The sequence below is a fragment of the Pseudoxanthomonas sp. JC1303 genome, from assembly GCF_058448525.1.
This window is the reverse complement of record NZ_CP185958.1, coordinates 3,998,107-4,021,794: the sequence shown is the minus strand read 5'-3', so window position 1 is coordinate 4,021,794 and position 23,688 is coordinate 3,998,107. Positions and strand designations below refer to the sequence as shown.

Annotated in this window: 22 protein-coding genes and 1 riboswitch; of the genes, 8 read left to right on the top strand and 14 right to left on the bottom strand. The window is 66.9% G+C overall.

From position 1 onward, the window contains the following. Positions 1-25 precede the first annotated feature (25 nt). Positions 26-979 carry a thioredoxin-disulfide reductase gene (gene trxB, locus ACORQU_RS17905; protein ID WP_491642405.1) on the bottom strand — a complete coding sequence of 318 codons (954 nt, stop codon included), beginning with the start codon at positions 977-979 and terminating at the stop codon, positions 26-28. A gap of 254 nt (positions 980-1,233) precedes the next feature. Here trxB and ACORQU_RS17900 point away from each other — a divergent pair, with 254 nt between their 5' ends. The 5 genes from ACORQU_RS17900 to crcB all read left to right on the top strand — a co-directional run bounded on the left by ACORQU_RS17900 (position 1,234) and on the right by crcB (position 8,425). Next, positions 1,234-3,600, top strand: a complete 2,367-nt coding sequence (locus tag ACORQU_RS17900) for a DNA translocase FtsK (RefSeq protein WP_491642404.1) — start codon at positions 1,234-1,236, stop codon at positions 3,598-3,600. Between the two features lie 95 nt (positions 3,601-3,695). Further along, complete coding sequence (locus ACORQU_RS17895) at positions 3,696-5,612, top strand: DUF3857 domain-containing protein (protein WP_491645168.1); 1,917 nt, start codon at positions 3,696-3,698, stop codon at positions 5,610-5,612. Between the two features lie 91 nt (positions 5,613-5,703). After that, positions 5,704-6,333 carry an outer membrane lipoprotein periplasmic chaperone LolA gene (lolA, locus tag ACORQU_RS17890; protein ID WP_271645788.1) on the top strand — a complete coding sequence of 210 codons (630 nt, stop codon included), beginning with the start codon at positions 5,704-5,706 and terminating at the stop codon, positions 6,331-6,333. 190 nt (positions 6,334-6,523) lie between these two features. Beyond that, positions 6,524-7,822, top strand: coding sequence for a replication-associated recombination protein A (locus ACORQU_RS17885; protein WP_491645167.1), 1,299 nt, complete (start codon positions 6,524-6,526; stop codon positions 7,820-7,822). A gap of 15 nt (positions 7,823-7,837) precedes the next feature. Continuing rightward, positions 7,838-7,909: riboswitch (Fluoride riboswitch) on the top strand. A 111-nt stretch (positions 7,910-8,020) separates the two neighbouring features. Continuing rightward, a complete protein-coding gene (gene crcB / locus ACORQU_RS17880; RefSeq protein WP_491642403.1) occupies positions 8,021-8,425 on the top strand; it encodes a fluoride efflux transporter CrcB in 405 nt (134 codons plus the stop codon). 48 nt (positions 8,426-8,473) lie between these two features. On the opposite strand, the gene ACORQU_RS17875 is transcribed toward crcB, so the two are convergent. From ACORQU_RS17875 to ACORQU_RS17825, 11 genes are all read right to left on the bottom strand, one after another. After that, entirely contained in the window at positions 8,474-9,547 is a 1,074-nt protein-coding gene (locus tag ACORQU_RS17875) for an SAM-dependent methyltransferase (RefSeq protein ID WP_491642402.1), read from the bottom strand. A gap of 22 nt (positions 9,548-9,569) precedes the next feature. Further along, positions 9,570-10,352 (bottom strand): DUF1295 domain-containing protein, encoded by a 783-nt coding sequence (locus ACORQU_RS17870; protein ID WP_491642401.1) that lies wholly within the window; start codon positions 10,350-10,352, stop codon positions 9,570-9,572. Beyond that, positions 10,349-10,900, bottom strand: a complete 552-nt coding sequence (locus ACORQU_RS17865) for a DUF2878 domain-containing protein (RefSeq protein ID WP_271645793.1) — start codon at positions 10,898-10,900, stop codon at positions 10,349-10,351. Before ACORQU_RS17865 ends, ACORQU_RS17870 begins: the two co-directional genes overlap by 4 nt. Further along, on the bottom strand, positions 10,900-12,186 hold the full coding sequence (locus ACORQU_RS17860; RefSeq protein WP_491645166.1) for a class I SAM-dependent methyltransferase: 1,287 nt from the start codon (positions 12,184-12,186) through the stop codon (positions 10,900-10,902). Before ACORQU_RS17860 ends, ACORQU_RS17865 begins: the two co-directional genes overlap by 1 nt. 5 nt (positions 12,187-12,191) lie before the next feature. Then, the gene (locus ACORQU_RS17855; protein ID WP_491642399.1) at positions 12,192-13,067 is read right to left on the bottom strand and encodes a DUF1365 domain-containing protein; all 876 of its coding nucleotides are present in this window, start codon (positions 13,065-13,067) and stop codon (positions 12,192-12,194) included. Next, positions 13,064-14,311: an NAD(P)/FAD-dependent oxidoreductase gene (locus ACORQU_RS17850; RefSeq protein ID WP_491642398.1), complete on the bottom strand. Its 1,248-nt coding sequence runs from the start codon at positions 14,309-14,311 to the stop codon at positions 13,064-13,066. The genes ACORQU_RS17855 and ACORQU_RS17850 overlap by 4 nt, the downstream gene beginning before the upstream one ends. Further along, positions 14,308-15,246, bottom strand: a complete 939-nt coding sequence (locus ACORQU_RS17845; protein ID WP_491642396.1) for an acyl-CoA desaturase — start codon at positions 15,244-15,246, stop codon at positions 14,308-14,310. The genes ACORQU_RS17850 and ACORQU_RS17845 overlap by 4 nt, the downstream gene beginning before the upstream one ends. A gap of 119 nt (positions 15,247-15,365) precedes the next feature. After that, complete coding sequence (locus ACORQU_RS17840) at positions 15,366-16,169, bottom strand: anti-sigma factor (RefSeq protein ID WP_491642395.1); 804 nt, start codon at positions 16,167-16,169, stop codon at positions 15,366-15,368. A 2-nt stretch (positions 16,170-16,171) separates the two neighbouring features. Further along, the gene (locus tag ACORQU_RS17835) at positions 16,172-16,741 is read right to left on the bottom strand and encodes a sigma-70 family RNA polymerase sigma factor (protein ID WP_271645799.1); all 570 of its coding nucleotides are present in this window, start codon (positions 16,739-16,741) and stop codon (positions 16,172-16,174) included. 82 nt (positions 16,742-16,823) lie between these two features. Further along, a complete protein-coding gene (locus tag ACORQU_RS17830) occupies positions 16,824-17,204 on the bottom strand; it encodes a DUF4345 family protein (protein ID WP_271645800.1) in 381 nt (126 codons plus the stop codon). 96 nt (positions 17,205-17,300) lie between these two features. Beyond that, the gene (locus ACORQU_RS17825) at positions 17,301-18,038 is read right to left on the bottom strand and encodes a hypothetical protein (protein ID WP_491642393.1); all 738 of its coding nucleotides are present in this window, start codon (positions 18,036-18,038) and stop codon (positions 17,301-17,303) included. A gap of 159 nt (positions 18,039-18,197) precedes the next feature. Between ACORQU_RS17825 and ACORQU_RS17820 the strand changes: the two genes are divergently transcribed. Beyond that, complete coding sequence (locus ACORQU_RS17820) at positions 18,198-18,614, top strand: DUF4124 domain-containing protein (protein WP_491642392.1); 417 nt, start codon at positions 18,198-18,200, stop codon at positions 18,612-18,614. Between the two features lie 168 nt (positions 18,615-18,782). Here the strand turns inward: ACORQU_RS17820 and ACORQU_RS17815 are convergent, their stop codons facing one another. After that, a complete protein-coding gene (locus ACORQU_RS17815) occupies positions 18,783-19,811 on the bottom strand; it encodes a thioesterase domain-containing protein (RefSeq protein ID WP_491642391.1) in 1,029 nt (342 codons plus the stop codon). Beyond that, positions 19,808-21,433, bottom strand: a complete 1,626-nt coding sequence (locus tag ACORQU_RS17810) for an AMP-binding protein (RefSeq protein WP_491642389.1) — start codon at positions 21,431-21,433, stop codon at positions 19,808-19,810. The genes ACORQU_RS17815 and ACORQU_RS17810 overlap by 4 nt, the downstream gene beginning before the upstream one ends. Before the next feature lie 648 nt (positions 21,434-22,081). Here ACORQU_RS17810 and paoA point away from each other — a divergent pair. Continuing rightward, positions 22,082-22,741 carry an aldehyde dehydrogenase iron-sulfur subunit PaoA gene (gene paoA / locus ACORQU_RS17805; RefSeq protein ID WP_491642388.1) on the top strand — a complete coding sequence of 220 codons (660 nt, stop codon included), beginning with the start codon at positions 22,082-22,084 and terminating at the stop codon, positions 22,739-22,741. Then, the gene (locus tag ACORQU_RS17800) at positions 22,738-23,688 is read left to right on the top strand and encodes an FAD binding domain-containing protein (RefSeq protein WP_491642387.1); all 951 of its coding nucleotides are present in this window, start codon (positions 22,738-22,740) and stop codon (positions 23,686-23,688) included. The genes paoA and ACORQU_RS17800 overlap by 4 nt, the downstream gene beginning before the upstream one ends.

The window sequence follows — 23,688 nt, the reverse complement described above, 5'->3', positions numbered from 1 at the left end:
CAGCGAGATCACCGTGTGTTCCGGCTCAGGCGCCCTTGTCCAGGAAGCGCTCGGCGTCCAGCGCGGCCATGCAGCCGAAGCCGGCCGAGGTGATGGCCTGGCGGTAGTGCTGGTCGGCCACATCGCCGGCGGCGAACACGCCCGGCACCGTGGTCTGGGTGGCGTTGCCGTCCAGGCCCGACTGGATGGTCAGGTAGCCATTGTTCATGCCCAACTGGCCGTCGAACAGGCTGGTATTGGGCGTATGGCCGATCGCCACGAAGAAGCCATGCACCTTCAGGTCCTGGGTGCTGTCGTCCAGCACCGACTTGACCCGCAGGCCGGTCACCCCGGCCTCTTCGCCCAGCACCTCGTCCACCACGTGGTGCCACACCGGGACGATCTTGCCGGCGTCGATCTTGGCCTGCAGCTTGTCCTGCATGATCTTTTCCGCGCGCAGGGTGTCGCGGCGGTGGACCAGATAGACCTTGTTGGCGATGTTGGACAGGTAGAGGGCCTCTTCCACGGCGGTGTTGCCGCCGCCGACCACGGCCACGTCCTGGTCGCGGTAGAAGAAGCCGTCGCAGGTCGCGCAGGCCGAAACGCCGCGACCCTTGAAGGCTTCCTCCGACGCCAGTCCCAGATACTTGGCCGTGGCGCCGGTGGCGATGATCAGTGCGTCGCAGGTGTACTCGCCCGAGTCGCCGGACAGCTTGAACGGACGCTGGGAGACATCGGCGGTATGGATGTGGTCAAAGATGACCTCGGTCTCGAAGCGCTCGGCGTGGGCCTGCATCCGCGCCATCAGGTCCGGGCCCATCAGGCCGTGGGCGTCGCCCGGCCAGTTGTCGACCTCAGTGGTGGTCATCAGCTGGCCACCCTGCTGCAGGCCGGTGATCACCACAGGCTTGAGATTGGCGCGCGCGGCGTAAACAGCGGCGGTCCATCCGGCCGGACCGGAGCCCAGGATCAACAGGCGGCTGTGCTTGGAAGTGCTCATGTATACTCGAAATTTGTGGCGAAAAAGCGCGGAACGGACGCGAACAGGCCCGTTGTGCAGGCGCATAGAGTGGCGGTGCGGGCAGGACGAATCAAGGCGCGCCGATGGAATGCTCAGGCCGATCCGCTCGGATCGACGCGGCGTTCCGCCCTCGACGGTCCGATCCCGTGCCAGGGCCACGACAGCACTGATTTCCCTTTCAGATTCGTTTAGTATCAAACACTAACGAAGTATTTCTGAGGTCGGATCCCAAGGTGGCAAAAGCGCTCCCGGAACGCGGCAAGTCAAAGGACGCCCCCAAGGCGCGCCGCAACACGCCGACATCGCCACCCAATCCCGGCCGCCAGCGCCTGTGGCGCGATCTGGCGCTGATCGTGATTGCGCCGGTGCTGTTGTATTTGCTGGCATGCCTGTTCACGTATTCGCCCCAGGATCCCAGCTGGTCCAAGGCCGGCAGCCTGACTACGCCGATCCACAACCTGGGCGGGCACGTGGGGGCGATGGTCGCCGACATGCTGTTGGGCTTCTGCGGCTACGTGGCGTTCGTGCTGCCTGTGATCCTGGGAGCCATCGCCTGGATCGCCCTGTTTGGCATGGACAAGGGCGAGCAGGGCGAGGCCGACCTGGGGCCGGCGCTGCGCCTGGTGGGGATGGTGGGCTTTCTGATTTCGGCGTCGGGGCTGCTGCACATGCGCGGCCTGGCGGCCAACGATTTTTCGGCGGGCGCGGGTGGCATCCTGGGCCGGTTGGTCGGTAACTCGCTGACCACGCTGTTCGGCGCGCTCGGCTCCAGCCTGTTCCTGCTGGCCCTGTTCCTGGTGTCGATCACCCTGGCGACGGGGCTGTCGTGGTTCGCGGTGATGGAGCGCATCGGGGCATGGGTCGTGGCCCTGCCGGCGCTGCTGCGCCGGGGCAGCAAGCAGGCCGAGGACTGGCAAAAGACCCGTGCGATCCGCGAGCAGCGCGAGGAAGTCCGCAAGGCCGACACCGTCGCCCGGGCCAAGCGCGAGCCGGTCAAGATCGAGGCCCCCGTCGCCGTGGTGGTCGAGAAGAGCGAACGGGCCAAGCGCGAGACCCAAATCCCGCTGTTCCACGGCACCGGCGCCACCGCCGACGGGCTGCCGCCGCTGGCCCTGCTGGACGATCCCAAGCCGCAGGCCAAGGGCTATTCCGAGGAAACCCTGGAGACCCTGTCGCGGCAGATTGAGTTCAAGCTCAAGGATTTCCGCATCGACGTGCAGGTGGTCGGTGCCTATCCCGGCCCGGTCATCACCCGCTTCGAACTGGAGCCGGCGCCGGGCGTGAAGGTCAGCCAGATCAGTTCGCTGGACAAAGATCTGGCGCGCGGCCTGTCGGTCAAATCCGTGCGCGTGGTGGACGTGATCCCGGGCAAGACCGTGATCGGTCTGGAAATCCCCAATACCAGCCGCGAGATGATCTATCTGTCCGAGCTGCTGCGCTCGCGCGAGTACGACAAGTCCGCCAGCCATCTGACCCTGGCGCTGGGCAAGGGCATCGCCGGGCAGCCGACCGTGGCCGACCTGGCGCGCATGCCGCACCTGCTGGTGGCCGGTACGACCGGTTCGGGCAAGTCGGTGGCGGTCAACGCCATGGTGCTGAGCCTGCTGTACAAGGCCAGCCCGAAAGACCTGCGGATGCTGATGATCGACCCGAAGATGCTGGAGCTCAGCGTCTACGAAGGCATCCCGCACCTGCTGGCGCCGGTGGTCACCGACATGAAGGAGGCTGCCAACGGCCTGCGCTGGTGCGTGGCCGAGATGGAGCGTCGCTACAAGCTGATGAGCGCGGTCGGCGTGCGCAACCTGGCCGGTTTCAACAAGAAGGTCAAGGACGCTCTGGAAGCCGGGCAGCCGCTGATGGATCCGCTGTTCAAGCCCAACCCGGACCTGGACGAGATGCCGCGGCAGCTGGAGCCGCTGCCCTTCATCGTGATCTTCATCGACGAATTCGCCGACATGATGATGATCGTCGGCAAGAAGGTCGAAGAACTCATCGCCCGCCTGGCGCAGAAGGCGCGCGCGGCCGGCATCCACCTGATCCTGGCCACCCAGCGCCCGTCGGTGGACGTGATCACCGGCCTGATCAAGGCCAACATCCCCACGCGCATCGCCTTCCAGGTCAGCTCCAAGATCGACTCGCGCACCATCCTCGACCAGTCCGGCGCGGAAACCCTGCTCGGCCATGGCGACATGCTGTACCTGCCCCCCGGCACGGCGATGCCGGACCGCGTGCACGGCGCCTTCGTCTCCGACGAGGAAGTGCATCGCGTGGTCGAGCACCTCAAGGCCAGCGGCCCGGTGGATTACATCGAGGGCGTGCTGGAGGAAGTCCAGACCATGGGCGACGGCGTGGTGGTCGGCGCGACCGGCCTGCCCGAGACCAGTGGCGGCGGCGGAGATGAAAGCGATCCGCTCTACGACGAGGCGGTCAAGGTGGTCACCGAAACCCGGCGTGCGTCGATCTCCGGCGTGCAGCGGCGGCTGAAGATCGGCTACAACCGCGCCGCGCGGTTGGTGGAAGCCATGGAGGCCGCCGGCGTGGTCAGTCCGCCCGAACACAATGGTGATCGCAGCGTGCTGGCGCCGCCGCCGCCACGGTGAGCCTCGCCGACTTTGCATCCGTCCGGCCGGGAACCAAACCGGGGGCGTGGACTCCAATGCCGCTCCCCCGATCCGGAATCCCGCCGATGCGTCGACTGCTGATCCTGTGTTGTGCCTGGCTGTGCTGGCCAGCGCTGGCCCAGACCGGCGACGGCGAAGCGGGCAGGGCACCGGCCGGCGAAGCCAGCACCAATTTCAGCTTCGTCCGCTCCCTGGCCGACTACGTCGTCGCGCCCGACTACACCAGTACGCAGACCGACGAATACGAGATCCTGGTGCGGACCAAGGCTGGCGTGGATGCCTGGAGCCAAGTGCGCCTGAGCTACAGCGAGAAAATGGAGCGCCTGAAGGTCCTGGCCGCCTACACGGTGACCCCGGACGGCGTGCGCCATGACGTGGCGCCGGACCGCATCTACACGCAGGAAAGCTATTCCAGCGCCTCGGCGGCGATATATGCCGACCGCAAGGTCAAGGTCATCGTCTTCCCGAACCTGGCGCCGGGCACGCGGCTGGTCTATCGCTACAGCACCCAACAGGTGCAGCCCTACTTCCCGGGTTACTTCAATCTGTGGGAGAGCTTCCCGCGGATGCAGCAGTTCGACCAAGCCAAGGTCACGCTGACCGCGCCGGCGGACATGCCGATGTTCCTGCACGCCACCGGGATGCAGGGCGGCGCGCGCACGGTGAAGGACGGCCAGGCCCATTGGACCTGGACCTATCGCAATCCGACGCCGATGGAGCCGCAGCCGTGGAGCGTGCCGGCCTGGGAATACAGCCCGGGGATCACGGCCAGCACCTTCCAGACCTGGGGGCAGCTGGGGCGGGCCTACCAGGTGGCGGCGGGCAAGGCCGCGCAGGTCACGCCCGCCATCCAGCGCCAAGCCGATGCGATCACGGCGGGGATCGACGACCGCCAGGGCCAGGCGCGGGCCCTCTACGAATGGGTCGCCACCCATATCCGCTACGTCGCGGTGTACCTGGGTAATGGCGGGCTGGAGCCCAACCCGGCCGACGCGATCCTGGCCAACCGCTACGGCGACTGCAAGGACCACACCGTGATCCTGGAGGCGCTGCTGGCGGCCAAGGGCATCGCCAGTTCGCCGGTGCTCATCGGTGCCGGCGGCGGTCCGGTCCTGCCGCCTGGCGTGGTGCTTGGGCGCTTCAACCACGCCATCACCTGGGTGCCCGAGTTCGGCCTATACCTGGACTCGACCGATCCTTATGCACCGTTCGGGCAACTGCCTGCGTCCGACCTGGACGCGCCGGTGGTGCATACCGCCGATGGCGTGGTGGCGCGCACCCCGCCGAACGACCCTTCGCGCAGTGCCTACCGCGCCATCAGCACCTTCGATTACGACGACAAGGGGAATGTCAGCGGGCATACGCAGATCGACAGCGGTCCGACAGGGGAGATCGGCCTGCGTGGCACGTTCTCGCAACTGACCGTCCAGAATCGCCAGCGCATCGAAGACTCGATCATGGCCGGCTCGGGGATGGACGGCCAGGGCCACCTGCAGTTGCGTGGCCGCGCCGACGACCTAGAGCATCCCTTTGGCTACGCGTTCGACTTCAGCGCGCGTGACGAGGTCGATTTCTCCACCGTCGGTGGCATGACCCTGCCCGACATGCCCGGTGCCGACTCCATGCGGGGCCTGTACGCCAAGGCCGTGGCCCCGACCAATCTCACGCCCTTCCAGTGCAACCAGACCCTGCGTGAGGAAACCTACGTGCTGCGCTTCCCGGACTCGGTGCCGATCATCGCCATCCCGCGCAGCGCCCATTACGCCAACGCGGCCGGACGCTACGAGGTGACCTGGACGCGGGACGGGCAGCAGATCACCGCCACCCACCGCCTGCAGCTCAACGCGATGCGTGGGCCGGATCAGCGTTGCCAGCCGCAGGACTACGCCGCATTCCGTGCGCTGTACCAGGACGTGCGCCGCGGCTTCCGCGGGCAGGTGCTCTACGGCGACCTGTCCACGGTGCAGACGGCCTCCGGCGCGGCGCGCTGAACATCCGGACGCGTCCTGCCCGGGGATGGAATGCCGATTCAGGCACGCCGCGTCACACTTGGCACCAGAAATAACACGACAGGGGTTTCCCATGATTCGCACATTGCGACTGGCCGTTCTGGGAACGGTCCTGCTGGCCGGCACCGCCCTGGCCGGCGCGCGTGACCAGTTGACCACCTTCACCAGTGGCCTGAAGGGCCTGGATGGGCAGTTCACGCAGAAGGTCTACAACGGCAACGGCGGGCTCAAGGAACAGTCGAGCGGACGCGTGGCGCTGTCGGCGCCGGACCTGTTCCGCTGGGAATACGCCAAACCCTACGAGCAGCTCATCGTGGCCGACGGCAAGAAGGTCTGGATTTACGAGCCTGACCTGCAGCAGGCCACTGTGCGTGCACAGGGCAACGAAGCCCAGACCAGCCCGCTGGCCGCGCTGATGAAGCCGGCCGAGCTGGACAGCAAGTTCGATGTCAGCCAGGGCCCGGACGAAGCCGGCCTGGAATGGATGACCCTCACGCCCAAGCGCAGCGACGACAGCAGTGGCTTCGAGGTGGCGCGTCTGGGCTTTGCCGATGGGCAGCTCAAGCGCATGGAATTCACCGATGCGGTGGGGCAGCGCACTGAAGTGGCTTTCAGTGGCTGGAAGCGCAATCCTTCCTTCCCGAGCGGCACCTTCCGTTACGCGCCGGGCAAGGACGTGGACGTGGTGGGCGACGTCAACTGACGCGCCCGCAGGCGGCATGCCGGCGCTGCTGCCGTGAAGACTGCGGCGCCAGCATTCCGTCGGAAGCGCCAGGCTGCGGTGTGCCGGTTTCGACAGGGCATTTCTTGCGCCGCGATACAATGCCGGCGTGGCCAGAGCCAAGACCTTTCCCGATGACGCGCCCGACCTGCTGAGCGTGGACCGTAGCGCCATGCAGCCGCTGGCCGAGCGCATGCGGCCGCAGACGCTGGACGAGATGGTCGGTCAGCGCCGGCTGCTGGCGCCGGGCACTGCGTTGCGGCGTGCGGTCGAATCCGGCCGGGTGCATTCGATGATCCTGTGGGGGCCGCCGGGGTGCGGCAAGACCACCCTGTCCCTACTGCTGGCCCAGTACGCCGATGCCGAGTTCAAGGCGATCTCCGCCGTGTTGTCTGGTTTGCCGGAGGTGCGCCAGGTGCTGGCCGAGGCCGCACATCGCTTTGCCCAGGGACGGCGCACGGTCCTGTTCGTCGATGAGGTGCATCGGTTCAACAAGGGCCAGCAGGACGCGTTCCTGCCGCATATCGAGCGCGGCACGATCCTGTTCGTCGGCGCGACGACCGAGAATCCCTCCTTCGAACTGAATTCCGCGCTGCTCTCGCGTTGCCGCGTGCACGTGATGGAGGCGGTCTCGCCGGCCGACATCGCCCAGGCGCTGCGCCATGCGCTGGGCGATGCCGAACGCGGCCTGGGCGGACAGGATCTGCGGATCTCCGACGAGGCCCTGCTGCAGATCGCCGGGGCGGCCGATGGCGACGTGCGCCGCGCCCTGACCCTGCTGGAGATCGCCGCGGAACTGGCGGTGGACGAGGGCGGCGAAATCACCGAGGCCACCCTGGTCCAGGTCCTGGCCGACCGCACGCGGCGTTTCGACAAGGGTGGGGAGCAGTTCTACGACCAGATCTCGGCACTGCACAAATCCGTGCGCAGCTCGAATCCGGACTCGGCCCTGTACTGGCTCACGCGCATGCTCGATGGCGGCTGCGATCGCGCCTACCTGGCCCGGCGGCTCACGCGCATGGCGATCGAGGACATCGGCCTGGCCGACCCGCGCGCGCAGCAGATGGCACTGGAAGCCTGGGACGTCTACGAGCGCCTGGGCAGTCCGGAAGGCGAGCTGGCGCTGGCCCAGCTGGTGCTGTACCTGGCGGCCACGGCCAAGTCCAATGCCGGCTATGCCGCCTTCAACCTGGCCAAGGCCGAGGTGCGCCAGACCGGGACCCAGGAGGTGCCGATGCACCTGCGCAACGCGCCGACCAAGCTGATGAAGGGCCTGGGCTATGGCGACGGTTACCAATACGACCACGACGCGGAAGGCGGCATCGCCCTGGACCAGACCGGCTTTCCCGATGCGATGGGCGAGCGGGTCTATTACGAGCCGGTCGAGCGGGGCATGGAGATCAAGCTCAAGCAGAAACTCGATGCCTTGCGTGCGGCGCGGGCACAGGCGCGGGCTGACAAGGACCGCTGAGCGTCGGTATATTGCGCGGCTACAGGAGATGGCATTCCTCCTTGAACCGCCGGCGTGACCCGTCGTGCTGATGATGCCTGCCAACCCCCACGCCGGGGCGGCAGGTGCGTGCCCCGGCATCGATCCCATGGAGACCGCCATGCCGCAACACGCTTCGTTTCTTCCGTCCTCCTCGCCGGTGTGCGCCGGGAGAAACGCATGAACCCCGCGATCTGGTGGCAGCAGTTGGCGCTGGTGATGTGCGGTGGCGCGATCGGGGCCGCTACGCGATTCTGGGTGGGTGGGCAGCTTGTGCGGCACTTCGGCGCCGGGTTCCCGTACGGCACGATGGCGGTGAATTTCCTCGGGTCGCTGGTGGGCGGCTTCCTGCTGGTCTGGCTGGAGGATCGCGGACCGGCCGCGCTCTACCTGCGCGCCTTTCTCATCGTGGGAATCATGGGCGGCCTGACCACGTTTTCGTCGCTGATGATGGAAAGCCTGATGCTGCTGCGCGAGGGCCGCGGTCTTGCGGTGCTGGCCAACCTGGGCGTCAGCATTGCCGGCGGATTGCTGCTGGTCGGCCTGGGCGCGTGGTTGGCCATGCAGCTTCGTCCGGCTTCCTGATCTAGGGGCGCGTGGCGCCGGTGTCGCTGGACACTGGCGCCGGGCAGCTCAGCGCTTGAAGCGATAGTGGGCGACCATCCACTCATTGCCGCCCGAGTAACCGAACAGCTCCGCGCAGGCCATCCAGAACATGCGCCAACGCTGGTACCAGCGCCCGGCATCGGCTACGCCGTAGGTCTGGCGCATCAGGCCCATGACCTGATCGCGATTGGCGTCCTGCTTTTCCAGCCAGGCGTTGGCGGTCTTCTCGTAATGCGTGCCCGACAGCAGCCAGCGCTCCTCGATGGTCAGCTGGTCCTGGAACTTGAGCAGCGTATCGGCGGCTGGCATCAGCCCACCGGTGAAGAAGTGCCGTCCCATCCAGTTGTCGCTGCCCTCGGTCTCGAACAGATACAGCAGTTCGCGGTGGCAGAAGATGTGCACGAACAGCTTGCCGCCCGGCTTGAGCCAACCGGCGACCTTGGACAGCAGCGCCTGGTAGTTGCGCATGTGCTCGAACATCTCGATCGAGATCACCCGGTCGAACATCTCGGCGGGCAATTGCAGGGCGTTGACGTCGGCGGTGATGACCTCGACGTTGAAGATGGCGCGCTCCCGGCAGCGGGCCTCGATGAAGGCTTTCTGCGAGGCCGAGTTGGAGACCGCCGTGATCATCAGCTGCGGATAGCGTTCGGCCATCCACAGGGTCATCGATCCCCAGCCGCAGCCCAGCTCCAGCACGCGGCTGGCATTGGCCAACTGGGCGCGCTCGCAGTACAGACGCAGCATCTTTTCCTCGGCCTGGGTCAGGTCGCGGGTCGAGTCGTCCCAGAAACAGGCGCTGTACTTGAGGTGCTTGCCCAGACAGAGGCGGAAGAACTCAGGCGGCAACTCGTAGTGCTGGCGATTGGCGGCCTCGGTCTCGACCGCAATGGCGTCCTCGCGCAGGCCATCCAGCCAGGCCTGCTGACGCGCGAAAACGGCCTCCGGGCCGCCCTTGCGCTCGTCCTTGAGGCGTTGGGCGCACAGGCGGCGGATGCCCATGCGCAGCAGCGGGTCGGGCAGGCGGCCGGACTCGGCCAGGCGCGTGGCCAGGCTCTCGCGGGTGGGGGCTTGTTCGGTGAACGGGGTGGGTGCGGACATCGTCTGATTCTCTCCAGCTCGATCAACGTTTGGGTGGGCGCGGGAAGAAGGCGCTGGTCGTGCGCTGGTAACGCGCATAGTCCTCGCCGCGGCTGCGCAGTGATTGCGCTTCTGTGTATGGGATCCCGGTGACACGGTACAGAAAGGCCAGCATCAGGGCCGGGCCGCACAGGCTGCCCAGGACCCAGCCCCAGGGCAGGCCGACGGCCAGGCACACATAGGCGAACCAGTGCAGCCATTCGAAGAAATAATTCGGATGACGCGAATAACGCCACAGCCCGTCCCGGCAGGTCTGACCCTTGTGGGCGGGGTCGCGCTTCCAGGCCGCCAGTTGGCGGTCGGCCAGGCTCTCACCTGCGACCGACATGGCCCAGATCAGGACACCCAGCGTGGTCCACAGGCTCCAGTCGCCGCGCGGGTTGTGGGCGACGATCCAGAACGGGATCGACAGCAGCACGATCATCAGCGCCTGGGCCAGGAAGAACAGCAGGAACTTGCCCTGGGCATCGTCCCAATGCTTGCGCAGGTACGCGTAGCGCCCATCCTCGTGTGCATCGCCGAACACGCGGGTGCCCAGGTGCCAGGCCAGGCGCAGGCCCCAGGCGCCGCCGAGCACGGCCACCAGCAGCCGGGGCAGCAAGGCTCCGTCGAGCAGCACGGCGTAGGTCATCGCACTGGCGGCCATGCCGAACGACCACACCACATCGACCACGCCCGCGTTGCGGGTGCGCAACTGCCAGGCCCATGCCAGCAGCATCAGCGCGACGGCGCCAAGGAAAATCCAGAGCAGGGGCCAGGCGTTCATGAGGGGCCCACCGGGTGGACGCGGGGGACGCGTGGCGTGTGCAGGGCTGCCATGGCCAGCACCCCGGTTGCCGCGGCCCAAAGCGCGCCGAGTGTCACCAGGCCGGCAAAGGTCGGGGCAGAGAATCGCACCGCATCGAATCCGCTCTGCGCGCCGAGATAGGACACCGGTCCGCCGATACCCATGACCAGCACTGCCAGCGGCGGGCGACGCATCAGCCAGGCCAGCGAATGGCGAAGCGTGAGCGCCAGGCCCGCCCACAGCGCCAGGATCCAGGCCGGCGCCAGATGCGACCAGGGCAATGGCGCGGCGTAGTGCACCAGGCCACTGGCCGCCATCACCGAATCGACCAGGGCGCCCAGCAACACCGCCAGTCCCACCAACCCGGCCTCACGGCGCAGCGAACCGCCAAGGGCGACATGCACCAGGGCGAAGCCGGCCAGCGCCACCAGAGACGGCCACCACAGGCCGCGACCCGCACCCCAGACCGCGAAGAGCCACTGGGCCTGCAGCGCGAGATAGTTGACCAGATGGCGCGAGGTCGGCATCACACGTGCGCCAAGGCGTAGGGATACTGCGCCGCGCGCGCACCGGGCTTGGTGAGCCACAGGTGCACATCGCCGATGGAGCGCTCCAGGAAGCCCGCCTCGCAGTACACCAGGTAGAACTCCCACATCCGGATGAAGCGTGCGTCGTAACCCAGCGCCCGCACCTGGTCGAGCTTGCCCAGGAAGCGCTGGCGCCACGCACGCAGGGTCAGCGCGTAGCTGGGCCCGATGTCCTCCAGGTTGAACAGGCGCAGGTCGCTGGCGCGGGCGATGGCGCCGGTCATGGCCGCCACCGAGGGGATGAAGCTCCCCGGGAAGATATGCCGCTTGATGAAGTCCACCGAGTCGCGGGCCTGCGCGTAGCGGTGGTCTTCGATGGTGATGGCCTGGATCAGGGCCTGGCCGTCGGGGGCGAGCAGGTCGGAGACCTTGGCGAAATAGGTGTCCAGGTACTGATGGCCGATGGCTTCGATCATCTCGATCGAGACGACCCGGTCGAAGCAGCCCTCCAGATCGCGGTAATCCTGCATCAGCAGGGTGATGCGCTCGCCCAGGCCGGCGGCGGCGATGCGCTGGGCCGCTAGGTCGTGCTGCTCGCGCGAGATCGTGGTGGTGGTGACATGGCAGCCGTACTTGCCCGCCGCATGCAGGGCGAAGCCGCCCCAGCCGGTGCCGATCTCCACGACGCGGTGCTCCGGGCCGAGCTGCAGCTTTTGACAGATGCGGTCCAGCTTGCGGGTGGCGGCGGTTTCCAGCGACTCGTCGGCGTGTTCGTAGATGGCCGATGAGTACATCAGGTTCTCGTCCAGGAACAGCGAGAACAGCGGGTTGCCCAGGTCGTAGTGCGCGGCGATGTTGCGTCGGCTGCCGGTGCGGGTATTGCGTGACAGTGCGTGCAAGGCCTTCATCGCCACTGCGCCCACCCGCGCGGTGCCGCTGTCGAGCGCATCGAGCAGGTCGCGATTGCGCACCAGCATGCGCATCAGGGCGACTAGATCGTCGCAGTCCCACAGGCCTTCCATGTAGGCCTCGCCGGCGCCGACGCTGCCGTTGAGCGCGGCCATACGCCAGAACGCCGGGGCGTTGACGCGCATGTGTGCCTGCAGCGGGGTAGCTCCTGCCGCATCGGGCTGACCGAGCACGTGGACCTGGCCGGCTTCCTCCACCACTAGGCGGCAGCCGCGCAGGCCCGAGAGCGTGTCCAGCAGGCGGCGGCGCAGGATCCGTTCGGCCATCGAACCGCGCGCGGCCGGGGGCGTGGCGACGGGCGTGGTGGCGGCATCGATGCGGCTCATGGCGTGGGCCTCTTGTCGGGATGGTCGTGAACGGGGTTGCCGCGCAGCCACAGGCGCAGGGCATGCCAGTGGATCGCCAGGACGACCTGTACGGTCATCAACGGATAGCGCAGCAGGACGGCGGCCATGTCGGCAGCGCGCAGCCGGCGACGCCGCAGGCTCAGCGTGGCATCGAACCGCTTCGGCGCAATGTGTCCGTCGCCGTCCGGCCGGCACAGCACGTCCATGTGCACGCGCAGCGTCTCGGCCGGCAGCTCGAAACGCCATGCGTAGTCATGGTCCATGCCCATGAACGGCGACACATGGAAGGTCTTGTCGAAGCGCCAGGACAAGCGCGCCCCGTCCCGTTCGGCGGTCGAGGCGGGCAGCACATAGGTGTGGCGCTGCTTCCACGGCGTATTGGTGATCTGTGCCACCAGCGTCTCCAGCGTGCGCCCATCGGCGGCGAAGCAGTAATAGAACGTCACCGGATTGAACACATGCCCGAACATGCGCAGATGGGTCAGCATCCGCACTGGACCGTCGGGGCGATGTCCAATCTCAGCTTCCACGCAATCGCGGACCGCCTGGTCCAGCGGCACGGACGGATCGCCCAGATAGTCCGAGCGGCGGAATTGGACCAAGTTGCGTCGGCCCACCGACCACAGCCAACGCCGTGCGAACACACGGTCCAACTCGCGCAGGTCCAGATAGGCCATGAACAGCGGCCAGGTGAAGGCATGCGGCCTGGGCGCGTGGCGGCGATGCCGCACCTGGCCGACATACAGGGCGCTGGCCAGGCTCGCGTCAGACACGGTGCCCGCGGCAGCGACTCCACGGGGGAGCTCGTCTGTATCGCGGCCGGAGCGCAAAGGGGCCCGGAGCTGGTTCATGGCCATGCCGCGCCCAACGCCCGGGCGACCTGGATACCGCTGCGCAGGCCATCTTCATGGAAGCCAAACCCCCAGCCCGCACCGGCGTGCCACACATGGCCGCGTCCCTGGATCTCCGGCAGCGCCGCCTGCGCGGTGACCGTGGCAGGGGTCTGGTGTGGATGGCGGTAGTGCATGCGCCGCAACACCTTGGTTGGGTCGATGTCGGCGGCCTGGTTGAGGCTGACGATGAAGTCCTGTGGCGCATCGAGCGACTGCAGGGCGTTCATCCAGTAGCTCACCGTGCACGGGGCGTCTGGTTGCGCGGGGACGCGCGCATTCCACGCCGCCCAGGCGCGTCGGTCGCGGGGCAGGACACGGCGGTCGGTGTGCAGCAGGGTCTCGTTGGACTGGTAGGTGATCCCGCCCAGCACTGCGCGCTCCTGGTCGTCGGCGTCGGTCAGCAGGGTGAGTGCATCGTCGGCATGGCAGGCCAGAACGACTTCGTCGAACGCATGCTCCTCGGAGCCGGCATGCAGTTGCACGCGGCCATCGATGCGGCGCACCTGCTGGACCGGACAGCCCAACTGCAGGTCCACCTTCCAGCGCCGGCGCAACGCATGCACGTACTGGCTGGAGCCGCCGCTGACCACGCGCCACGCCGGGCGGCCGGTGAGCTGCAGCATGTGGTGGTTGTCCATGAAGCGCACCAGGTGCTGCATGGGAAAATCGAGGATCGTCGAGGAGGGCGAGGACCACAGGGCCGAGGCCATCGGCACGATGTGCGCGTCGCGAAACATCGCCGAGTAGCCGTGCAGGGCCAGATAGTCCCCCAGGGTCGGACCGGGCGCAGGCTCGACCAGGACGGCGGGGGCCTGCCGGTAGAAGCGCCGCAGGTCGGCCAGCATCCTCCAGAACGCGGGGCTGACCAGATTGCGCTTCTGGCAGAACAGCCCCGCCAGGTCGCCGGCGTTGTACTCCAGACCGGTGCGCGCATCACTGACCGAAAAGCTCATCGTTGTCGGCTGCGAAGCGACGTCCAGCTCTTCGAACAGCCGGCTGAGCAGCGGATAGTTGTCCGGATTGAACACGATGAAGCCGCTGTCCACCGCGTACTGGCGATCTCCCAGCACGATGCCGTGGGTATGGGTATGCCCGCCCAGGTCATCGCCTGCTTCGAACAGCGTGACCGCGTGCTGGCGGGACAGGGCCCAGGCGGCGCCCATGCCGGCGATGCCGCCGCCGACTACGGCGATCCGGCTCATTGCCGGCTCCGCGAGGTCCGGACCAGCCCGGCGGGGACTGGTTTGAGGTCGCGCACCAGGCCCAGCCAGCTCAGGAGCTTCAGTCCGTACCAGGTCAGGTCGACCTCCCACCAGCGGAAGCCCTGCCGGGCGGAGCCAGGGAAATAATGATGGTTGTTGTGCCAGCCTTCGCCGAAGGTGAGCAGCGCCAGCATCCAGTTGTTGCGGCTGTCGTCGCGCGTGTCGAAGCGCCGCGACCCAAACTGATGCGACAGCGAATTGATGGTGACCGTGGCGTGGAACAGCACGATGGTGGAGACGAAGAAACCCCATACCAAGAGCTGCCAGCCGTTGGTCTCCAGGCCGGGCGCGGCATCTTCCAGCCAGGCGCCCAGGGCAAACAGACCCAGGGCCAGCAGGACCGGCATCAGGATGTCAAAGCGGTCCAGGAAGCGCAGTTCCGGGAAGCGGCGCAGGTCGGGGATGGCGTCCCAGTTGGTGCGAAACCCGCGCGGGGTGAGGAACCACCCCATATGGCTCCACCAGAACCCATGCTGGCCGGGCGAATGCGGATCGGCGGGCGTATCGGTGACCCGATGATGGTGTCGATGATGGGCGGCCCACCACAGCGGTCCGCGTTGCACGCTGCTGGCGCCGATCGCGGCGAACACGAACTGCACCGGCCGCGAAGTCTTGAATGCCTTGTGCGAAAAATACCGATGGTAGAAACCGGTGATGGCGAACATGCGCACCGCGTACAGCGCGACCGCCACCGCGACCGCAAACCAGGACGCCTCTACCCAGATGACCGCCAGGCAGGCCACATGCATCAGGGCGAAGGGCAGGGCGCGCAGCCAGTCGATACGGTCGGCGCCGGCCTCGTTCAACGTCGTTGGCCCGGCCGTGTCGAACCAGCGCACCACGCTGGCCCACCATCCTGTCGGCCGCGCGGGCAAGCGAGCCTGCGCGTTTAGGGAAGGGGCATTGAGCGGCGAATCCGGCACACAGGCTCCTTGGATGCCCTGGGGAATGCAACGTGTACGACGGCCGCGCGCGTTCGGATGCAGTCCGGCCTTCAGGGACTGAAAGCAAGCGCCGTGATACCACCCTTGGCCACGACCGCACCGGTGGCCACGCCGCCGGGCGCGCCGCCCGGCGGTTCCATGGTCACCGCCAGCAGGGCGTCGGTACTGAGCAGATCCCGCAGGCGGGCAGGCAGGGTGTGCTGCTGCGGATGGTCCGGATCGAGCAGGCCCATGGAGATGGCCTTGCCGCCCTTCGGGATGATCCACAATTCGGGCACGCGGCCCCGCTCACGAGCCGGATGCATGGGCATGATCGTCATGCGTCCGCTGCGGGTATCCATCGTGGCCACATAGCCGGTCTGTCCGTCGTCGCTGGCCAGCGAGGCGACCATCTGCGGGATCGGCTGAGCGGGCGGTGTCGGCGCCTGGTGCGCGACCGGAGGCGTTGCGGTCGGGGGTCCCTGGCGCAGGAGCGAGACCAGGGCCAGCACCGCCACCATCGCCGTGGCCAGCCCGCCAATGCCAACGCCGCGCCACAGCCCAAGATTGTTCCAGAAGCCGGTGCGCGGCGATGATGCGGTGGCATGTCCGCCTCTGTCAGGCGCCGGTTGCAGCAGCCCCAGCGCGCTGCCGATACGGATCCAGAGATAGTCGGGCACCTCGATCGGCGCCACCTGGTCGACCAGCGGGGCAAGATGTTGCTCCCATCGCTGCACGTCGGCGGCGAAGGCGGGATCCTGTTCAACCCGCGCGCGGGCGGCGGCATGCGCCTGCGGCTCCAGCACACCGAGCACGAACTCGCCGGCCAGTACCGATTCGCCAGGCGGATCCTGCTCGATGGTGTCAGGGGTCATGTTCATCGTTCCAGGCACGCCTTGAGCTTGGCCAGGCTGCGGCGGATCCAGCTCTTGACCGTCCCCAAGGGCGTGCCGCTGCGGGTGGCGAGTTCTTCGTAGGTGCTGCCTTCGAAGAAGGCGGTGCGCACCAGCAGCCGACGGCGCGGCTCCAGCTCTTCCAGGCAGACGTCCAGGCCGTGGGCGTCCTGCGCGGCCTCGGTCACCTGATCGGCCCGCGGCGCGCCGTCCACCAGTTCCGGGCCAAGGTCGATCGGGATGGCGCCGCGCTCCATGCGCGAGGCGCGCAGATGGTCGATCGCACGGTTGCGGGCCATCATCGCCATCCAGGTCAGGCCGCTGGCCTTGGCCGGATCGAACTGGCCGGCCTTGCGCCAGACGTTGCTGTAGACCTCCTGCAGCACGTCCTCGGCTTCGCTGCGCTGGGACAGCAAGCGCATGCAGACCGCGAACAGCCGTGGCGAGGTCATGCGATAGAGACGTTCAAAGGCGACCCCGTCGCCGCGTGCCGTGGCCAGCAACAACTGGTCGGCTTCGTCGGCAGCCCGGCTGCGCTCGGTGGAGTCCGCCATGCGGTGTTGGCCTTGTGAGGTCGTGGTGGCTTGTAGGTTCCGCGATCCTACAGAAATCACCGTCAACCCCGCCTCGACATCTTCATGTGTGCTTATTGCGCCATCGCAGGAACAGGGCCAGGCCGGAGAGGAACAGCACCCATTCGGCCGCGGCCAGCCCGATGGTCGTGGACTCCAACGGCCCATAACGGCTGATCGCGTAAGCCCGCCAGGCCACGATGGGTGCGTAGAACACCATCCCCAGGACCAGTCCGTTGCGTGGCTGCCGGCTGACGGCGAAGTAAGCAAAGAGGACGCCGATCCCGAATTCCATGCCGCCATAGACCGCCAGGAACTCGGTCTGGCCAGACGGCGTGAGCGCGGTGAAACCCACCGCATGGGCAGTGGCATCGGGCGCGACCGTGCACCAGATGGCCAGGCCGATGTAGAGCAGGGCGTTGAGCCACAGGTAAACGTTGACCATGTCGATCCTTCCAATGAAAGCTGACGCGAAGGCCGCATCAGCGGCTGATACGCATGCGATGCGTGAGGCGCGGTGTCACGGGCGATTGGCGCAAGCCTACGCGGCACAGGTGCTCACCAGTGGCATGGAGGACGCTTCTTGCATCTGGGCCTGGGTCGCGGTGCCAACCGCGTTGGCCGGAAATTCGATCCGGACCTTCGGATAGCGGCCCTTGGCATCGCGGATATTGCCGACGCCTTCGAAACGCAGCAGGCGGCGGCTGTCATTGTCGTAAGTGACGGTGATGCTGGGTGCGATGCCGCCGTACCACGCGTCCAGGGTCAATCTGAATTGGCGGGTCCGGTCCTTGGCGGCGCCCGCCGCGATGCGCAGGTCCAGGTTGGCCTGCCGCGCGGGCACCAGAAATGCGATCCGGGTGTCCTGGTCCTTGACCAGCGCCGTCCAGTGGTCGCGCACGTAGCGGTCGAAGCCCGCATCGATGACCTGGGCCGAGGCGCGCGGCAGCACCGCGGAGCGCTCCTTGCCGTCGGTGGCGCTGAAGACCTTTCGTGCGCTGCCGTGGCCACGCACGCCTTCGCGATATCGGGACCGGGCGTCGACCAGCTCGAAATCCGGTGCCGCGCTGCCGTCGGACACCCGCTTGCGCGCGAAGGGCTGGCCGTTTGGGCACCGATAGAGCACGGTGCGTTGGCCGCCTTCGCCAATCCAATGCGATTCGGTGTACAGCATCCTGCCCGAGGCCGCGTACGCCTTGCCTTCGTAATGCGTGACGCCGGGCACGGCCGGGTCGGCCGCGGCCACCAGCGTCAAGGCGAGCGCTGTCAGCTTGAACATGTCCCACCTGTGCGATCTGCGATGCCCTGCTTACGCAGCCGGCGTCGGCTTGGATGCAGTCGGGCGGTTGTCTGACCCGCCGGCAGGCCTGGCCCCGATGGCGCGGTGGCGTCCTCGCCCTGAAGCTGGCAGCACCCAGGCGTGCAAAGGAGTGCCGCGATGAAGATGCTGCTGATCGTCGGGCTTTGCCTGATGGCCGGACATGGCGCTGCGCAAACGGTCTACAAATGTCGCCATGCGGGTGGCGCGGTGGTCTACCAGTCCGCGGTCTGCGCGGGATTCACCGAGAAACAATGGACGGCCACTCCAGCGCCTGCAGCAGGAAGCGGCGCCTCGCAGGCGCGTGCAGCGGCCGAACGCAGCATCGAGCGCGACCGCCAGTCCCTGAAGGAGCGCAACCGCGTGGCCCCCGTGCGCCTAGGCCGTCGCGCCAAGATGCGCGCCACGCGCAAGGCGCCCACTGCATGTGAACGCGCACGCCTCGCACGCGCAGCCGCGCACGAACGGCGTGGCGTGCGCTGGTCCTTCGACGATGCCTCAAAATGGGATGCACGGGTGTTCAAGGCTTGCCGATGAAACCTGGCCATGATCCGACTGGCTTGATCATCGCGACGCGACGCACCCGATGGCCAGAGCCTCAGACGCCGGCCCGTTGGACAGCGTCGCTGCGGCGGGCGGGTCATTGCGTCCAGGCCAGCGCAACCAGGTTGGCGTGTTCCCGGAAGAACACGCCGGGGATCGACGCTACTGGAGCACTGCTTCCATCAATTCGGCTTCAGCCGGCGGGCTGCCCGCTGTCCTGCGCACCGCCGCCTCGATGATCGGCGTAATGATCAGGATGGAACTGCGTCGCAGCAACTCCGTGTGGAGGGTTGGCAGGCGCACGGTCTCGATGCCAGGGCAGAGTTCAGCCCAGCGCGTTGCAGTGCGCGGACTGAGCTCTTCGCTGAGCACCAACAGTGCCGGCCCCTCGAAGGGGAGCGGACGCCAGTGCTCCAGGGCGCTCAGTCGGAAGCGCCAGATCAACGAGCGCTGGCAGCGCACGACCCAACTGGGCCGCAAGCGTTCAAGCGCGGCCATGACCAGCCGACGACCGAGGCGGGTGGCGCCCATCAGATGCAAGGCAAAGGTGCTCCAGTCGCGATACCGCTGGCGCCATTTGGCCGCGTCGGGCACCACCGGCGTGTCGAAAATGCCGAGCCACGCGACACGGCGCCCGGAGGATCTCAGCACGTGAGCGGCCTGGACGGCGGCGGCACCTCCAAAGCTGTAGCCCGCTAGAAAGAGATCGCCCGTGGGAGCGACGCGTTCAATCTCCGCGACGCCAAGCGCAGCGGTGGCGACCAGATCGGTCAGCACGGCGGTGGGCGCATCGAGGCCAGGCGGCTCGATGGTGTGAAAGCGGACCCGGTCTCCGAACGAGCGTCTGAATTCAGCCAGCATCGGCTCATCGCCGAAAATCCCGGTAAACAGGAAGATCGTCACCACGCCTTCGGCGGTGGTACGGGGTGCGCCACTGGTGTTTTCGGTGGAGCTTCCCAACGAGCTTGCCAGTTCGATCGCCGTCAACTGCGGGTCGAACTGGTCGTATGAAAGCCTGCGGCCGAGTGCCTTCTCCAGCCCCAGCAGCAGGTGCAAGGTGCACAGTGAATCGCCGCCGGCGTCCTCCCAGCTTTGCGTTTCATCGCAGGGAAACCCGAGCACCTCGCTCCAGACTTCCTGGACCGTCGTCAAAAGCTTTGGCTGTTCCATCGAGCGCACTGGGGTATTCATGCGATGCTGACCGAGACGTCAGGCGTGTTGAGGCGGGCCAGCAACGACAAGCCATCGACCTTGCCGTTCGGCAATCGCGGCATGGCATCGACCACAAGGATCCTGGAAGGGATCATGAAGCTGGGCAGCACGCGCCGTAACTCGGCGCGCAACAGCGCGGGCAGCTTCGCGCCATCGGACCGCGGATCGGCGACGACGAAGGCCAACAGGCGCGGCCCTTCGCTGCGGGGGTCGACGACCACTTCGGCTTCGCGGACTTCGGGCAATGCACGCAGGGCCACTTCGATCTCGCCTGGCTCCAGACGCTGGCCATTGACCTTGATCATCCGATCCTTGCGGCCCAGGACGGTGAAGACACCATCCCCGTGGTAACGGGCCACATCGCCCGTCTTGTAGATGCGTGAGCCAGCGTCGTCCTGGTCCGGCAACAGGCGACCGGCGACCAACTGGTCGTCGCTCCATTCGCCAAGCGCGTTGTATCTGCTGCGAATCCACAGTTCGCCAGGTTCGCCGTCGCTGCAGCTGACGCCATTGTCGTCGACGATGGCGGCCATGGTGTCCGGTTGAAGGATGCCGGCCGCCACGCGCACCGGGTCGTACGCATCGTCATCATCTGCAAACCACTGCAGACCACTGGATTCGGTCGCGCCATACGTGGACCGGATGAAGCATCCTTCCGGCAGCGACTGGCGTAGCGCCAGGATGTCAGCCTTGAGCAGCGGCTCGCCGTAGGCGTGCACCACGCGCAGGCCTGCGAAACTGTTGCGTGCTTCGGGAAGGCGCGCCAGGCCGCGCAGCATCGAGGGTGCTGCGCGCAGTTGGGTGACCGGCCTGGACGCCAAGGTCTCGAGCAGGCCGCCGAGCCCAGCGCTTTTGATATCCACGACCTGGGTGGCCGCAGCGGCCAGCGGCGCGCTCAGGAAACCCGCGAAACCGGCCAGGGATGCGGGCGACGACAGCGACAGCATCCGGTCGTGATGGGTCAGGTGCACCGAATCATGGTGAATGCGGACCCAGTTCATCATCGCGCGTTGGCTGTGCACGATCAGCTTGGGGCGACCCGAGCTGCCCGAAGTGCAGACGATGACGGCAGGAGCGTCCAGATCGACCGGGAGGGTCTGGAACTCGGGCTGCGACCCAAGGGCGATGCGCGAATCGACCGCCAGCACCGAGGCTCCCGCATACGCGGAACGGTGATGATGCGGCTCCGCCAGCACCAGCTTGATGCGGGCCCGTTCGACGATGTCCATATTGCGCGCATCGGGCGAAGCCGCATCGAGTGGCACCATGACCCGACCCGCCATCAGGCAGGCGAACACGGCGACCATGTAGGCAGCGCCGGCCGGCAGCAGAAGGCCGACATGGGAGTCCTCTGGCACGGCGTGGGTGATCTGGCCAGCCAGCCCCGCGGCGCGTTGCCAAAGGTCCTCCAGGGTCGTCACGCCGCCAGCTTCTTCGACTGCGATGGCTTCGGGCCACTGGACAACCATCTCTCGCAGGCTGTCGACCAGCGGGCGCCCAGTCGCCGGATCGCCAAAAGGCTGGTAATCGTGGTCGACCGGACCACGGTGGTCCGGCGGAATTTGGGGCGTCGCGATCCAGCGCATTGGGGCGTTCGTCATTTTTTTATATTGTGTCGCAGTCGAAAATTTTTATGTGAAGCCAGCTTGATGCGCTGCGACCCTGACGGGCCGTGCGTGAGTCCGTTCGGGTTGAGAACGCATTTAGCGTCCGAATAATGACAAGTTGGACAGAATTGAGCCGTTTCCGTTGAGCGGCCGGGATCAGGCGCGCTGATGAAACGGGTCGCGTCGCCGGGTGGTTTCGGTCCAGACATCGCATCGACCGGCGCGAGTCCCTTGGTGCCGAGGATTTGAATGCGCGCCTCCGGTCCGTGCCGCGCCGGCCGCGCGCAACGGCGTGGGGGCCGATACCGGGCATTTTTCGAGCATATCGACCTGCTGGCCCACACCGGGAAGCCGGACGTCCAGCGGTCGTGATCGCGGTAGGGTGACTCGGGGCGTCCCAAGCACAACCGATGTCTACAGGGGCAATCCCCAGACACTTGAGCGATCAGGCCGCTGGCCGATGTATGCACGCAATTCATGACGGTGCGCGATGCAAGGGCCGTCAACCGGCGATCCGCTTGTAGGATCAAGTGCTGCATCGGGCGGCCATGCACGCCCTCGGATTCACGCATGCCTGACCCTGGCTGGTGGAGGCTAGGGCATCACGCAAATTTCCCCACCCAGCTAGAGGACTAGCCAGGCATGAACAATCCCTTGCACGACCTCAAGATCACCCGCCGCGAAATGATTGCCGCCAGCGGCGTCTCGGCCGCCGGCGTTGCGGCAGGCAGCATGGTCGCTGCCCCCGTGCAGGCGATGGTCGCGAGCGCCCCCAGGGCCGAGACCATTTCCACCGCCAAGGTCAAGCTGGAGGTCAACGGCAAGCCGACCACGTTGGAACTGGACACACGCACCACGCTGCTCGACGCATTGCGTGAGCACCTCAAGCTCACCGGAACGAAGAAGGGCTGCGATCACGGCCAATGTGGGGCCTGCACGGCCATCGTCGATGGCCGCCGCATCAATACGTGCCTGACCTTCGCGGTCATGCACGATGGCGCGAAGATCACCACGATTGAAGGGCTGGGCCAGCCCGATGCGCTGCATCCCATGCAGGCAGCGTTCGTCAAGCACGACGGCTATCAGTGCGGCTACTGCACCCCCGGCCAAATCTGCTCGGCGGTGACTGTGCTGGAAGAGATCAAGCAGGGCATTCCCAGCCACGTCACCGAAGACCTGAATGCCCCTGGCAAGTTCACGCCGGAGGAGGTCCGTGAGCGCATGAGCGGCAACATCTGCCGTTGCGGCGCGTACTCCAACATCCTGGAAGCGATCAGCGAAGTGGCGGGGGAGAACGCATGAAAGCCTTCACATATGCGCGCGCGAGCTCCGCAGCCGAGGCCTCGCAGGCGCTGACGGACCATCCGGACGCGAAGTTCATCGCCGGCGGGACGAACCTGATCGACCTGATGAAGCTGCAGATCGAGACGCCGACCCATTTGGTGGATGTCAACGGCTTGGAACTCGATGCGATCGAGCCGACCGAAGACGGCGGCCTGCGGATTGGCGCACTGGTTCGCAACACCGACCTGGCCGCCGATGCACGGGTGCGCAAGGACTATCCGCTCTTGACCCGTGCCCTGGTGGCCGGCGCGTCCGGTCAGCTGCGCAACAAGGCCACGACGGCCGGCAACCTGCTGCAGCGCACGCGGTGCCCGTACTTCTACGACACCAACCAGGCCTGCAACAAACGCCTGCCGGGCAGTGGCTGTGCCGCCGCGGAAGGCTTCAACCGGCAGCTGGCCATCGTCGGTGCCAGCCCCGCATGTATCGCCACCCATCCCAGCGACATGGCCGTGGCCATGCGCGCGCTGGACGCCAAGGTGGAGACGGTCAAGCCGGACGGACAGACCCGCGTGATTGCCCTGGATCGGCTGTATCGCGCACCGGGGACCACGCCACACCTGGAGACCACGCTGGAGCGCGGTGAACTGATCACCGCGGTGACTCTGCCCAAGCCGGCGGGCGGCAAGCAGGTCTACCACAAGGTCCGCGACCGCGCGTCCTACGCTTTTGCCCTGATCTCGGTGGCCGCGATCGTGCAGCCCGATGGCACCGGTGCGGTCGCACTTGGCGGCGTGGCCTATAAGCCGTGGCGCGACCCCGCCGCCGACGCCCAGATGCCCAACGGGGCCAAGGCCGTGGTGGACACCCTCCTGGCCGGCGCCAAAACCACCGAACACAACGCCTTCAAGCTGCCGCTGGTGGAGCGGACGCTGGGCGCCATCCTGGCCGAAGCGAGGGCATGA